This window comes from Paenibacillus sp. 19GGS1-52 (assembly GCF_022369515.1).
In the GTDB taxonomy this organism is placed as follows: Bacteria; Bacillota; Bacilli; order Paenibacillales; family Paenibacillaceae; genus Paenibacillus_AQ.
On record NZ_CP059724.1, the window covers coordinates 6,101,911 to 6,115,725 of the forward strand.

Annotated in this window: 13 protein-coding genes; 7 read left to right on the top strand and 6 right to left on the bottom strand. The window is 45.4% G+C overall.

Annotation, left to right across the window (positions count from 1 at the left end; all coding sequences use genetic code 11):
- Positions 1 to 461: 461 nt before the first annotated feature.
- A complete protein-coding gene (locus H1230_RS28165) occupies positions 462 to 1,472 on the bottom strand; it encodes an NAD(P)/FAD-dependent oxidoreductase (protein WP_239713103.1) in 1,011 nt (336 codons plus the stop codon).
- Positions 1,473 to 1,713: 241 nt separating this feature from the next.
- Here H1230_RS28165 and H1230_RS28170 point away from each other — a divergent pair, with 241 nt between their 5' ends.
- The 5 genes from H1230_RS28170 (at position 1,714) to H1230_RS28190 (ending at position 8,038) form a co-directional block, all read left to right on the top strand.
- Positions 1,714 to 3,492 (top strand): putative bifunctional diguanylate cyclase/phosphodiesterase, encoded by a 1,779-nt coding sequence (locus H1230_RS28170; protein WP_239713104.1) that lies wholly within the window; start codon positions 1,714 to 1,716, stop codon positions 3,490 to 3,492.
- 164 nt (positions 3,493 to 3,656) lie between these two features.
- On the top strand, positions 3,657 to 4,346 hold the full coding sequence (locus H1230_RS28175; RefSeq protein WP_239713105.1) for a GntR family transcriptional regulator: 690 nt from the start codon (positions 3,657 to 3,659) through the stop codon (positions 4,344 to 4,346).
- A 2-nt stretch (positions 4,347 to 4,348) separates the two neighbouring features.
- Positions 4,349 to 6,040: a dihydroxy-acid dehydratase gene (gene ilvD / locus H1230_RS28180; RefSeq protein WP_239713106.1), complete on the top strand. Its 1,692-nt coding sequence runs from the start codon at positions 4,349 to 4,351 to the stop codon at positions 6,038 to 6,040.
- Between the two features lie 251 nt (positions 6,041 to 6,291).
- Entirely contained in the window at positions 6,292 to 7,044 is a 753-nt protein-coding gene (locus H1230_RS28185) for a 3'-5' exonuclease (protein ID WP_239713107.1), read from the top strand.
- 187 nt (positions 7,045 to 7,231) lie between these two features.
- Positions 7,232 to 8,038, top strand: coding sequence for a MerR family transcriptional regulator (locus tag H1230_RS28190; protein WP_239717611.1), 807 nt, complete (start codon positions 7,232 to 7,234; stop codon positions 8,036 to 8,038).
- A gap of 57 nt (positions 8,039 to 8,095) precedes the next feature.
- Here the strand turns inward: H1230_RS28190 and H1230_RS28195 are convergent, their stop codons facing one another.
- Positions 8,096 to 8,479, bottom strand: coding sequence for a MerR family transcriptional regulator (locus tag H1230_RS28195; RefSeq protein ID WP_239713108.1), 384 nt, complete (start codon positions 8,477 to 8,479; stop codon positions 8,096 to 8,098).
- Between the two features lie 100 nt (positions 8,480 to 8,579).
- Between H1230_RS28195 and H1230_RS28200 the strand changes: the two genes are divergently transcribed.
- Entirely contained in the window at positions 8,580 to 8,966 is a 387-nt protein-coding gene (locus tag H1230_RS28200; RefSeq protein ID WP_239713109.1) for a carboxymuconolactone decarboxylase family protein, read from the top strand.
- Between the two features lie 109 nt (positions 8,967 to 9,075).
- Here H1230_RS28200 and aroD read toward each other — a convergent pair whose 3' ends face one another.
- The 4 genes from aroD to H1230_RS28215 form a co-directional block, all read right to left on the bottom strand.
- Positions 9,076 to 9,840 (bottom strand): type I 3-dehydroquinate dehydratase, encoded by a 765-nt coding sequence (aroD, locus tag H1230_RS28205; protein WP_239713110.1) that lies wholly within the window; start codon positions 9,838 to 9,840, stop codon positions 9,076 to 9,078.
- Positions 9,841 to 9,878: 38 nt separating this feature from the next.
- On the bottom strand, positions 9,879 to 10,370 hold the full coding sequence (locus H1230_RS31460; protein ID WP_275591010.1) for a PfkB family carbohydrate kinase: 492 nt from the start codon (positions 10,368 to 10,370) through the stop codon (positions 9,879 to 9,881).
- Complete coding sequence (locus H1230_RS31465) at positions 10,325 to 10,807, bottom strand: PfkB family carbohydrate kinase (RefSeq protein WP_275591011.1); 483 nt, start codon at positions 10,805 to 10,807, stop codon at positions 10,325 to 10,327. The genes H1230_RS31460 and H1230_RS31465 overlap by 46 nt, the downstream gene beginning before the upstream one ends.
- Before the next feature lie 163 nt (positions 10,808 to 10,970).
- Positions 10,971 to 11,834, bottom strand: a complete 864-nt coding sequence (locus H1230_RS28215) for a copper amine oxidase N-terminal domain-containing protein (RefSeq protein ID WP_239713111.1) — start codon at positions 11,832 to 11,834, stop codon at positions 10,971 to 10,973.
- A 332-nt stretch (positions 11,835 to 12,166) separates the two neighbouring features.
- Between H1230_RS28215 and glgP the strand changes: the two genes are divergently transcribed.
- Positions 12,167 to 13,783: an alpha-glucan family phosphorylase gene (gene glgP, locus H1230_RS28220; RefSeq protein ID WP_239713112.1), complete on the top strand. Its 1,617-nt coding sequence runs from the start codon at positions 12,167 to 12,169 to the stop codon at positions 13,781 to 13,783.
- Positions 13,784 to 13,815: the final 32 nt, after the last annotated feature.

The following is a 13,815-nucleotide window of genomic DNA, read 5'->3' on the forward strand; positions in this document are numbered from 1 at the left end:
TGTCGAATATAATATTACTGCAACTACTAAACTGACTATCATCACACAATAAATATTTCCCCTTGGAGACCAACGCCTGGATTGAAGATAGATTGATAGGCAGATGCTCAATAGAATGGAGATGATCAAATGTAAAGTGAATTCTAGAATCTCTGGTAAGCTCATCCGATTTAGCAGCGGGATATAGTCAATATTCAACAATAAGGTATACACTTTCAATGAAGTCAATTGTTCCATTACCTTTAAGAACAGCCCCAGAATAATGCCTGAGAAAATCCCAGAAAATGTCGCCCTAACGAGATTATCTCTACGTAATAAGTGCAAATCATTCACCATCCGTCTCCTAAACACTTTAGAAGATAATAGAACATTGTGTTTTCTATTGTATAGCATAATTAGATAAATAACCCATTTTTATATTATTGAAACGCAATTACAAATCAACACTGAATGAATTTACCCTACTCAACTATCTTTGCTAAATAGTGTCCTGCTGCAATACCAGATAAAGCCGCGTTTTCCACTTTGCCGCCACTGTTTCCGGAAAGATAGCATAAGCCAAAGGCATCTCCACTAAGGAGCAGTGGGGCCCCATTTCCGATATCAAGATAAGGTTCACTTATGAGTTGATGAGCTTTCGCGAAGCGCCAGCGTTTAATCTGATACTCTAGCTCCTCAAGTGTATGGGTTCCTCCCTGAATGTTCTTTATGTAAGGCAATACATAGTTCCAAATATCGTCATCCGTATCATTGAAATGGCTCTCCGACCAATCGGAATCAAGATGGATCGTCCAGGAAGGGACCTCACTAATTCCTTTACTCCTATTTTCTGCTATCCATGAGATCATTCCCGGGAACGGTTCTCTCATATTCCCTACTAGAGGGAATCCCTTAGTCTCACCCATGCAGACCAGAACAGCAAGACATGGTTTATATTTCACTTTATGTAGTAGGCTGTTGATATCACTAGCGATTGAGATATCACCTGACTCAAGGATCGGAAACATTTGTGGAATTGGACAAGTCAGCAGCACAGATTTTGCTGTCCACTGCTGAGAAGTATTCGTACTGGTGTTTCTTGCTTGCACGATGTAGTCACCATCGAGAAGAGATATTCTTTCGACTACCGTTGAGCAATCCAATGGCTGCCGATAAGCCAAGCGTTTGGCAAGTTGACTCATGCCCCCTACTGCCGCGTATCTGGGGCGGTCTTTAGAATTCCAGGTTGTTATCCAACCCTTGATTAACCAACTTTCTATTATAGCCTGGAAGTTACCACTGTTTGCCGTAATAAACTGTGCCCCATGATCGAAATAACCTCCCGCTATCCGCCGTGTTGCCAATCGCCCACCAGGACTTTGACCTTTATCTATTATTTGCACACTGGCATTACTGTTATCCATAATCGTACTCGCAGCCATTAATCCGGAAATCCCAGCCCCCACGATCACAACATCCACATGTTTCATCATTTAACCTCCACCCTGCTATCGAAAATATTATATAATATAAATTCCCCAACTATTATTTTTCAGAGAGCATAAAGTGACATATAATGTTACTTATTTATCATAATTGTATAACATTCGTATAGTAATTGTATAGCATTTGTATAATCATTTTCTATAATTTACTGCTGAAAAATAGAGGGTTTTGGAGAAATTTGTTGAAAAGTTCAATCAGTAAGATTAGTTTGAAACATAGGAGGGCCATATGCAACGAACAGAGAAGGAAAATGATTCCGAAAGATCGATTCTGCTAGATAGGAGTTTGAATGAAAAAAATTATCAGGAGCTTAAGAATAAGAATTCTTTCAACCCACTATGGGGCTCCTCCAGAATTGCTGGGATTTATTTTATTGTGGGCTGCTTATGGATTCTCCTTACGGATAGAGCAGTTTCTGCTTTTTCTATAAATAGAGAATGGGTCACTAGGATCAATATGATAAAAGGCTGGTTTTTTGTCCTCATCACAGCTCTGCTTGTCTTTTCGCTTATTCTGAGAACATTGAAGCGCATTAAGAAAGTGGAAGATAGGCTAGAGCTCTCCTACAGGGAATTGTTAGTTGCTCATGAAACGTTGGAATCGGTATACGAAGAAGTCACGGCTACTGAAGAGGAACTGAGACAGCAGTACGATATGTTAATCGAGAATCAGCGTAAGCTTACAGCAAGCGAAGAACGGATGCATCATTTGGCCTATCATGATCTACTCACAGATCTGCCCAACAAGCTGGCCCTGTATGAAAATGCCGCCAATGATGTTCTTACAGATGCCCTTTCTAATGCAGCTATAATGTTCGTTGACATCGATAACTTTAAATATATTAACGATACGATGGGCCATGAATTCGGAGACCGACTGATCGTTCAGACCAGTGAGCGACTCTGTGCCATCGTAGGAACAGACGGGGCGATTTATCGTTTTGGCGGCGATGAGCTTATCATCCTGTTACATCCTCTGCAAGATAGAGTCCATATAGACACAGTTGCAGACCGAATTCTTGCTGGTTTTAAGAGGGGATTTGAAATAGATAATACGCTGCTGCATATCAGTATCAGTATTGGAATCAGCATTTATCCAGAGCATGGCACGGATATCATGGAGTTGGTTAAACGGGCAGACATTGCCATGTACAAAGCCAAAGAAGCAGGAAAAGATAACTTTGTTGTATTTGATCAGCATTTGAATGATAGTTTCGCCGAAAGAATGTACATAGAAAAACAATTGTATCTGGCTGTGGAACGCGACGAATTCGAGCTCTATTATCAGCCTCAGGTGGATCTTGCACTGAACAAGGTAACTGGCCTGGAAGCCCTTTTACGCTGGAATAGCCCGGAGTTAGGGTATGTCTCTCCACTTAAATTCATCAAAGTCGCTGAGGACTCGCATTTGATTATTCCCTTGGGAGCCTGGGTTCTTCGTAAAGCCTGTGCTTTTCTGCAGCAGCTTCATGAGCAGGGCTTCGAGCATTTAACAATGTCCGTTAATATTTCGATGCTGCAGCTACTGCAGACCGATTTTAATGAGTTGGTTCTGAATACGCTGCAATCCTCCGGGCTTAAGCCTCATTATCTGGAATTGGAAATAACAGAATCTATATTTGTTGAATCCTACGGCCATGTTAGCACCAAATTAAATGAACTTAGAGCTCATAATATTAAAATTGCCTTGGACGATTTCGGGACAGGCTATTCCTCACTCAGTTATCTGACCCATTTACCAATCTCAACCTTAAAAATAGACAAATCCTTTATTGATTCAATTCCCGCAGGAACCAATCAAGCTACACTGGTGGAGCAGATTATTATGATTGGCAAACGAATGAACATGACTGTAATTGCCGAGGGTGTGGAAAGAAAGGATCAGCTGGACTTTTTGCAAGAGCAGGGCTGTGATAAGATCCAAGGCTATTTCTTCAGCAAGCCAAAAGCGGGCAAGGACATTGAGCAGCTCTTGGCCGATTGGGAGTTAACGGGAATTACTACCTAAACTCCTCTTGTTCTCCAACCAGTGGATACCAAAGAAATAAGGTTCATAAGTAAAAAGGCTGCCGTTGGGCAGTCTTTTTGTTGTTTGGTGAGTGAAAAAGTATTCTCTAAACTTGATTAAAATATAGGTATGCGATATATTGCATACATAAGGAGTGAACCGATATGCCTATCCCAGCCAATTATTCTCCCCCATTAAGGGTATCTGCTAAAGAAAGAGCCTTTTCACAAATCCAAAGATGGATAATTGACGGAACGCTGCAGCCCGGCGAGAAGCTAGTGGATGCCGAACTGGCTGAGGTACTAGGGGTATCCAGAACACCAATCCGCGAAGCTTTACAACTGCTAGAAGTGCAAGGACTAGTTGAGATGCATCCGGGAAAAGATACTAGAGTGAATATCATCGAGAAGGATGACATTCTTAAAATGTACTCGGCACTCGCCTCACTGCATGCATTAGCCGCAGAGACTGCTACCTCGCTGATCACGGTTGAACAAATTGAGCAATTAAAGGGACTTAACGCCGATTTTGCCGCGGCGATTGAGCATGGTCAACCTTATCAAGCTATGGAGCTCGATGAACAATTTCATAATCTTATTGTTGAAGCTTCTGATAATCCCTATGTGGCCTCCTTCAGCTCTTCATTACAGATCCATATCCGCAGATTCAAATATGTATTTCTGGCCCAGCCCATTTCAGTGACTGTTGCCTCTGCTGACGAACATGCCCAAATGATTAAGGCTATGGAAACCGGTGATATAACGTCTGCCTCAGCGATAATGAAACAAAATTTACTCAGACCCATGCATGAGTTATACGAGTTGATTAATAAAGAATCCAGAGAGGAGCAATAAAGATGAAGGAACAGGAAGATTTGCGGATTCGCAGCAAAGTTATCAGTGAAGGTGTTAATCGGGTGCCTAACCGAGCTATGCTTCGGGCTGTAGGGTTTCAGGATGAGGATTTTAAGAAGCCAATGATCGGAGTTGCCAGCACCTGGAGCGAAGTCACACCTTGCAATATCCACATTGATGTATTAGCAAGGGAAGCCAAACAAGGCGTTCAGGCTAATGGGGGAGCCCCCTTAATTTTTAATACAATCACGGTAGCTGATGGAATTGCCATGGGACATGAAGGAATGCTCTACTCGCTTCCGAGCCGGGAGATTATTGCTGACTCCATTGAAATCGTTGTAAACGCCGAACGTTTTGATGGATTAGTGGCTATTGGCGGCTGTGATAAGAATACACCCGCCTGCTTAATGGCGATCGGCCGCATGAATCTTCCTGCTGTCTATGTCTACGGGGGAACTATACAGCCCGGTAGATTGCACGGTGAGGATGTCAATATCGTTACCGCTTTTGAAGCTGTTGGTCAATACCATGATGGGAAACTGACCGAAGAGGAACTACATGAGATTGAATGCCATGTCTGCCCTGGAGCCGGTGCTTGCGGGGGAATGTATACAGCGAACACAATGGCCTCAGCTGCCGAAGCGCTTGGAATGAGCTTGCCCGGTTCCTCTTCTACGGCTGCTATTGCCGACAACAAGGCGACTGAATGTGTAGAGGCTGGTAAAACGGTGGTGGACCTGCTGAGAAAAGGAATCTACCCCCGAGATATTATGACGAAAAAAGCATTTGAGAATGCCATCACTGTCATTATGGCACTTGGAGGCTCTACCAATGCCTTCCTTCATCTCCTGGCGATTGCCCACTCTGTCGAGGTTGATTTAACCATTGATGATTTCGAGCGCATCCGCAAAAACGTTCCTCATCTCGCGGATCTAAAGCCTAGCGGCCGCTACATGATGCAGGATTTAAATGATGCCGGCGGTGTTCCCGCTGTTATGAAGATGCTGCTGGAGGGGGGATTTCTGCATGGAGATTGCCTAACCGTTACAGGGAAGACTATCGCTGAGAATCTGGCTCAAGTTCAGCCGCTGAGTGAACAGCAGAACGTAGTCAGATCCTTCGATAATCCTCTAAAATCAAGCGGTCCACTCGTTCTGCTCAAAGGCAACCTGGCACCTGAAGGTGCAGTAGCTAAAATGTCAGGTCTGAAGATTCTGAATTTCACGGGTCCAGCCCGTGTATATAATAGTGAAGATGAAGCTACCGAAGCGATTGTGCAGAACAAGATTCGTAAAGGTGACGTTATCGTCATCCGTTATTGCGGTCCTAAAGGCGGCCCCGGGATGCCGGAAATGCTGTCCGTCACGGCTCTGATCGTAGGGAAAGGCCTCGGCGCAGATGTCGCCCTCCTTACGGATGGAAGATTCTCCGGCGGATCACATGGATTTGTCGTAGGACATGTGGCTCCTGAAGCACAGGTTGGCGGTCCGATTGCCTTGCTGCAAGAAGGCGATATCATCACTATTGACAGCGAGACGCAAGAGATTAATTTTGCAGTCTCTGCTGAAGAATTAGCGGAAAGAGCGAAGCATTGGATCAAACCTCCGCTCAAATTCCGCTCTGGCGTGCTGGCCAAATATGCTCGCCTCGTCTCCTCCGCCTCTAGAGGCGCGGTGACCGATTTGGATCTTTAAAGAATACAGGGATCAGCGCGATAGGAGCGCCGGTCCCTTTTTTAAGAAGAGAGAATTAATCTGTTTTTCAGGGTCCCCGCAAAGTACCTGGGTATGCTTCGAAGCCAATAACCTACTTTGTGGGGTTATTTTACGAATATCCGGAACTGGTCGCTTCCTTATCTCCCACTATTCCGTTTTTTTTGTTAAAATAGAATTGTCGGCGTATTTGGCTTATTGCAGCGTCAGTCACGGAAACGGAGGCAGTACTTGTGGATTATATTATTCTGGACATCGAATTCAACGGCCGTAAGTTTGCCAGCGAGCACCCTATGGAGGTCATTGAGATTGGAGCCGTCCGGTTAGACTCTTCATTGCAGTATCAGGATGAATTCTCTTCCTTGATCAAACCCATATATTTCTCTACCCTTAATTCTTTCATTAAGAAAAAAACAGGTATCCCTCAAGAGGATATCGATATCGCAGACCGCTTCCCAAAGGTAATCACTGCTTTTACAGAGTGGTTGGACCAGAGTATGGACGGTGTATTGCTCCTTACCTGGGGTGGTGAGGATATGAAGCGGATTATTCAGGATATACGTATGCATAAAATGGATGATACCTACTGGATGGAAGCTACTTATTTCGATTTGCTCAAAGGTGTTCTGCGGGCACGCAACCTTAGCAACGATATCAGTGTAGAAGGCGCTATGGCTCTATTTGAGCTTGACCCTTCCGGTTCTGCTCACCGGGCACTTGATGATGCGCGTATGACCTCGGAGATCTTCCGTGCCGTATTCAACGATCTCGATTTCGAGCGCTCACAGCATTATAAGGATACCTACTCCAATGCTAGAGAACGCAAAACGGTCAAGGTCGCCATTAAAGCCATGAACTCGCAAAAAATCGTTCCTACCTGGGAGCTTGTGGCCGAGCATTATTTCTCCGATAAGACTACCCTTACCGATCCTCGGAAGCTGGCGGAGCTGCAGGATTATTTCACTGCACAGGTGGGACGGCCCTAAGTTCTGCTTAGTAACTGCGTTCTAAAGTTGCTATACTTATGCACTAGTTCTATCAAAATAGCGGCAGTCCCCCACGACACAACGATGGGGACTGCCGCTATTCTGCGTGCATCGCTTGACATTAACGTTACGTCAAGGTGTAGAGTTGGTTTATGAACCTATGCTTACGAAGTAGTTTTGCGAAGTAATTCATGTAGCGTATGCTACAAAACTTTTAGGAGGTGAGCATACGGAATACACAGTACAGAAGCTTGGGAAGTTAGCGGGGATAAGCACGCGGACGCTGCGTTATTATGATGAGTTTGGCATTCTTAAGCCCGCAAGAATCAACTCCTCGGGCTATCGTATCTATGGTCAAGTCGAGGTAGATCGGCTGCAGCAAATTCTTTTTTACCGGGAACTCGGCTTGACTCTGGATGCCATCAAAGAAATTGTAGCAGCACCCTCATTTGACGGAGCCAGAGCACTGCGGGAACATCATCACAATTTGCTTCAACGGAGAACACAGCTAGACCAATTAATCGCTAACGTTGAACAGACGCTGGCGCACACCGAAGGGAGAATAACTATGAACAATGCCGAGAAATTTGCAGGCTTTAAGCAAAAGCTGATTGCCGATAACGAGCAGCAATACGGACAAGAAATTCGCGCGAAATACGGGAATGTTATCGTGGATCAATCAAATCGGAAGCTGAGTAACATGACGGAAGAACAATATGCAGCTATCCAGAAGCTTGAAGAGGAAATGTTCTACACGATCGGTCAAGCCATGATGAATGGTGACCCGAGCAGCGAACTTGCGCAAAAAGGTGCTGAGTTGCACCGCCAGTGGCTCAGCTTCTACTGGAACAGCTACTCCAAGCAAGCTCACGCAGGGGTCGTACAAATGTACGTGGATGACGAACGCTTCACTAGCTATTATGATAAGCACCAGCCGGGCTTCGCACAGTTCTTGAGAGATGCTGTACACATTTACACTAATATGCCTATGTAAGAAGGCTTACTAGCCTCCAGAAAAGGGAAAAGCGGCATCTGAAATTCTGGTGCCGCTTTATTTTTCACTGAACACTGCTTTCTCCAGACCTTTATAATGCTCAATCTTAGCCCCAATCTTCCCCAGATTTTCATTCAGCTTGTTCATTTGCTGCACAACCTTATCCTGATGAGCCTCTAGCATAACTCTCCTCTCATAGACTGTTGAATCTCCTTGGCTACGTAGATTGGAATAGTGCATCATTTCGCTGATGGGCATATCCATTTCACGTAAGCAAATCAGAAACTGAATCCATAGCAGGTCAACTTCCGAATAACAGCGGTAGCCTTGGTCATTGCGTGCTACACCTTTGAGCATTCCCATCTTTTCGTAATATCTCAAAGTATGCGTACTGAGTCCTATGAGCTTCGACATTTCTTGAATATTAAGTAACTTTTCCATGCAAAAAGCATACCACAAAATTTCGCCTATTGCTTTAGAGTGCACTCTAAGGTGTACCCTGAAATAGACAATTCAACTAATTCAATGGGAGGAATTATTTATGACTACTGAACGTTTTGCGCGCGGATGGGAAAAGCTGATGGAAATAGACGGCGAAGGGGGCGCACGTGTAGTAGATTCGCTTCAGGATATTGCTCCTGATCTTGGCAAGTATGTGGTTGAATTCGGGTTTGGTGATATTTATTGTAGGGAGGGGCTGGATTCTAAACAGCGCCAGCTAATAACCCTATCTTCACTCACTACTCAAGGAGGGTGTGAGCCTCAGCTCAAAGTTCACATTAATGCAGCGCTTAATGTGGGACTTTCCCCCAAAGAGATTATTGAAGCACTGCTTCACTGCATACCCTATACCGGTTTTCCGCGAGTACTGAATGCAACGTTTGTGGCGAAAGAAGTTTTTCTGGAGCGGGGAATATTGCAACAATAAATAGACAGACATATCAAACGGCATCCGTTGCATTCGGATGCCGTTTGATATGAACTAACAGTATATAAATGCTCTATCTCAGCATCAGCATCTTAGACAATGGTGCTAATTACAAGCTGCGATGCAGCAAGGACAACACATCCCGCAACTCCGTAACAGCCACCTGTCCCGGTGCCGAAGGTTTATGAGCAGCACCAAAGGTAAGAGCTGAGCCGAATACTTCACCGGCGAGACGGCTGATTACCCCGGCTCCTGCCATCGACATCGTAATGATTGGACGGTCGGCATATTGCTCCTTCATAATATGGGTTGCTTCCAGCAGCGTCAGCACATCACCTGCAGATTTCGGCATCACAGCAATTTTAGGCAGATCCCCACCAAGCTCCTGAGCTCTGCACAGACGGGATATGATTTCATCCCTAGCAGGAGTTCCATTGAAATCATGATTAGAAAGGATGACGAACACATTATGTACATGGGCAGCGGCAATAAGCCCCCTTATATCTGCTTCCTCATTGAATAATTCAACATCAATAATATCGACCAGACCACTCTCGGCTGCAGCTTTATTGAGTTCTATATAATACTCTGTATTTACCTGCTTCTCGCCGCCTTCCTTGGCACTGCGGAAGGTAAAGATGAGTGGCAGGTTTGGAATGATAGCATGAATTAGCTTTAACGCTTCCTTGACTGCCTGAATATCCTCCACCTGCTCATAGAAATCCACCCGCCACTCCACCAGATCTGGTGCCAGCAGCTGCAACGCCTCAGTCTCCTGCTTCAGCTCGGATAACGTTGTCCCAACTAGTGGAACACATATCTTAGGTATCCCCTCGCCGATGATCACATCTTTAATAGTTATGGTCCTGCTCATCCATTTCAACTCCTTGTACTCGACATCTTATAGTATACCTATTCTAATCGCGCGGCTTCCTGCTTCAAGAACTGCTCAACCTCTGCCAGCCAGGGCAATGAAGGAATGGCTCCTGCTTTCCCCACCGTCAGTGCACCAACGGCGTTGGCGAAGCTCACGGCTTCCTTTAGTGACTTGCCACTTGTCAGTTGCTGGGCTAACGCACCATTAAAGGAATCCCCAGCAGCAACGGTATCTACCGCATGCACAGGGAATCCCGGAATATGCTGAACTCCTTCGTGGTTAACGATCAGCGCACCTTTAGAACCCAAGGTGACAATCACATGCTGCACACCTTTTTGCAATAGGATCTGGGCCGCTTGCTTAGCGGTTTCTAAGCTATTCACTGCGATACCCGCCAATATTCCCGCCTCCGTCTCATTTGGAGTCAGATACGTTACTTGGCTTAGCAGCTCGTCACTAAGTGCTCTTGCAGGAGCTGGATTCAAAATAACCGGGATACCGTGACTATGTGCAATGGAATCGCGCATTCACTCATCGCCAGATCCATCTCCAGCTGCATCATAATAAACTCAGCACTACTGATCACAGACGTTAACTTTTGAATATCCCCAACATTAAGTTCAATATTCGCTCCCGGCACAACGATAATCCTATTTTCTCCGTTCTCTTCCAGAACGATCGAGGCTACCCCTGTTACTAGGTTGTCACTCACAGAAATATGTTCTATATGGATGCCTTCTTGTCTCATAATCTCAAGTAACTCGCCGCCAAAAGTATCCTTGCCGACCCGGCCGACCATCGTAAGCTCAGCACCAAGACGTGCTGCCGCTACGGCCTGATTGGCACCTTTACCGCCTGGAGACAGAGCAAATCCCTGCCCGAACAAGGTCTCCCCTGCTTCCGGAGCACGGACGGTGCGCACAACCATATCCATATTCAAACTTCCAATCACAACTATCCCCATTTAGACACCACCAGTTTGTAATACTTTATATCATATCGACTATATCCCGGTTAATCAAACCCCTACTGGCTATTCTGCAAAATAAAGAACACGGGCAGCATTCGCCGTGTTCTTTATTTTCACAACTTCGGATTCATTGCTGACTCCAGCTTAACTTGTTGTCCTATTCTTCATAGATCACTACGGACTGCGTTTCTGGTTCCCATTTAACAGTAGCCTTCAGAGACTCACTCACAACCCTAACGGGTACAACCGTACTGCCGTTTATAATCGTAGGGGGCACCAGAAGTATGACCTGTTGACCATTAACATAAGCTATCTTTTTATCGATAAAGAGCTTCACTGTAATTCCGTCACGGGTTACGGTAACAGAACGCTCCTCTTTATTCCAGACCACCTCTGCTTGCAAGGCCTCGGAAATTGCCCGGAACGGTACTAAAGTACTGCCGTTCGTGAGGATTGGGGCGACTTCATAGGAAGGCTCTTCACCATTTACGTATAGCTTCACGCCATTATCACCCATTTTTTCATACAGCTTGCCCAGTTTTTTGTAAGAATCCAGATTCTTTACATTCGCTTTGATAGCTTCCTTTTCTACATAAACCGCATCGGTAACGCTTCCATTTTTGTCCAGCATATCCGCAAGTGCTGACAGAGCTGCATCCTTCTCCACGATCGCCTCAAGCTCTGCTTTCATTTCAGCAGTAAGTTGAGTATTATATTGAGTCAACAGAAGCTCGGCAATAACGGCACCAGCTGGTTTATCCTTAACATTCTCAATCGCATTCAAGAGCCCCTTGTATCCATTGTGACCATTATTATATGTAGCGTTGGTTACTGTTTCTTTTCCCTTATCTTTTTCTTTTCCCTTATCTTTCTCGTCTGCTGGTGTGGATACAGTGACCGACTGCTTACCTGTCATAGTTTCCTTCTTACCTTGTCCGTTATCGGACTTTGCCAATACCGCTCCCGACATAAGGGTAATTGACAGCATGCAGCTTGCAAGAATTACAAAACTTTTTCTCATTTCTTATGTGCCTCCCCAGTAGTTGTGTATATCTAACCTTTACTATCGGATGTAAGCGCAAGCTTACTTATAGAAGAACATATTTTCGGTACTTATAGCTCGGGGCAAAGATGGCAACGCTACTATAGTCCTAGTCGATTGCTCAAATCGAGCCTACTCCTTTTTAAGAACGGAAATTACGCTATGCTTTTAGGCGGCGTTTATGCTAGAATAGGTGTGCAATCGCTTCCACAGAGAACCAATAGCTATTTTTGAGCAAACGTTTGCACCTTAGATGAGGCCTACAGCAGTGCTGCATTTCAATCTAATCCGCGATTAGGAGGCTTACCCCAGTGAACCAGAAAAAATTACCGTCAGTAGCCTATTTCAGTATGGAGTTTGGGCTTCATTCCGATTTCAAAATGTATGCCGGAGGTCTTGGGATTCTGGCAGGAGACTACATCAAAGGTGCCAAAGATATTAACGCACCCATTATCCCCATCGGGCTGAAGTGGAAGCAAGGTTATACTGATCAGAAGATTGATGCAAGCGGCAATCCATATGACTCCTACTATAATTATGTTTATGACTTCCTTGAAGATACAGGGGTGAAGGTTACCGTTAAAGTCAGAAAGACGGATGTGGTCTGCAAAGTCTGGAAGACGGATCACTTTGGCAACAACCCATTATATTTATTGGATACAGACATTCCCGAGAATGCGGATGCCTGGATTACGGGGCAGCTGTACGGCTGGTTCGGAGAGGAACGGATTGCGCAGGAAATTGTGCTTGGCATTGGCGGTGTTAAGGCCATGCGAGCTTTAGGAATCCCGATCGACGTCTATCATTTCAACGAGGGCCACGCAGCGCTGGCAGCAACCGAGCTAATCCGCGAGAAAATGTCGAGTGGAGACACCTTTGAAGAAGCCTGGAAAGCGACGCGGGAAGAAGTGGTATTCACTACACATACGCCGATAAAAGAAGGCAACGAAACCCACCCGCTCGATCGGCTTGAGTATATGAGCGCTTTTAATGGTTTAACTCGTGATCAAATGGAGCGGCTTGGTGGGGAACCGTTCAATATGACGGTTGCTGGGTTGCGCCTTTCCCGCATCTCCAATGCAGTTGCCCAGTTGCACGCAGATACAGCTAATAAAATGTGGAAAGAAGTAGCCGGCAGATCGAGTATTATCGGCATTACTAACGCCATTCATACCCCGACCTGGGTGGATGAACGGATGACCCGGGCCTTCGAGGAAGACGGCGACCTTTGGGCAACGCATAAGGAAATCAAAGGAGAATTGATTAGCTTCATCAAAGAGCGTTCCGGCATTTCCTTAAATGTCGACAATCTGCTCATCGGCTTCTCACGCAGAGCCGCTCCATACAAACGCAGTGACTTGATTTTCTCCCAACCGGAGATTATCGAACCTTACCTGGAAACCGGCAAAGTACAAATCGTCTTCTCCGGTAAAGCACATCCGCTCGATGATAACGGCAAGAAAATCGTCAGCAACCTTGTAGCAATGATGAAAAAATACCCCAAGAGTGTTGTCTTCCTGGAAAATTACGATATGACCATTGGAGCACAGCTGACACGCGGCTCCGACATCTGGCTCAACAATCCGCGTAGACCTCTTGAAGCTAGTGGGACCTCCGGCATGAAAGCAGCCATGAACGGCGTCCTAAACTGCTCTATCCTTGATGGATGGTGGCCAGAAGCCTGTATAGATGGCGAGAATGGCTGGCAGATTGGGGATGGATTCGAAACTGCCGATTTTGCGGTTTTGGACCAGCATGACAGCGATGCACTGTACGATACCCTTTTGAAGCGTGTAGTTCCAACCTTCTATGAGAACCAAGAGAAATGGGTGCAGATGATGAAGAAGAGCATCGAAACGACCCGTATTGAATTTGCTACTAAACGTATGCTCGAGGAATACTATAATAGAATGTACATTAAGAACTAAGCGCAGCTTATCCTTTCTCCTGAATTCACCTG

Coding starts and splice junctions, on each gene's coding strand:
- H1230_RS28165 (WP_239713103.1), bottom strand. CDS start 1,472: ATGATGAAACATGTGGATGTTGTGATCGTGGGGGCTGGGATTTCCGGA.
- H1230_RS28170 (WP_239713104.1), top strand. CDS start 1,714: ATGCAACGAACAGAGAAGGAAAATGATTCCGAAAGATCGATTCTGCTA.
- H1230_RS28175 (WP_239713105.1), top strand. CDS start 3,657: ATGCCTATCCCAGCCAATTATTCTCCCCCATTAAGGGTATCTGCTAAA.
- ilvD (WP_239713106.1), top strand. CDS start 4,349: ATGAAGGAACAGGAAGATTTGCGGATTCGCAGCAAAGTTATCAGTGAA.
- H1230_RS28195 (WP_239713108.1), bottom strand. CDS start 8,479: ATGGAAAAGTTACTTAATATTCAAGAAATGTCGAAGCTCATAGGACTC.
- H1230_RS28200 (WP_239713109.1), top strand. CDS start 8,580: ATGACTACTGAACGTTTTGCGCGCGGATGGGAAAAGCTGATGGAAATA.
- aroD (WP_239713110.1), bottom strand. CDS start 9,840: ATGAGCAGGACCATAACTATTAAAGATGTGATCATCGGCGAGGGGATA.
- H1230_RS31460 (WP_275591010.1), bottom strand. CDS start 10,370: ATGCGCGATTCCATTGCACATAGTCACGGTATCCCGGTTATTTTGAAT.
- H1230_RS31465 (WP_275591011.1), bottom strand. CDS start 10,807: ATGGGGATAGTTGTGATTGGAAGTTTGAATATGGATATGGTTGTGCGC.
- H1230_RS28215 (WP_239713111.1), bottom strand. CDS start 11,834: ATGAGAAAAAGTTTTGTAATTCTTGCAAGCTGCATGCTGTCAATTACC.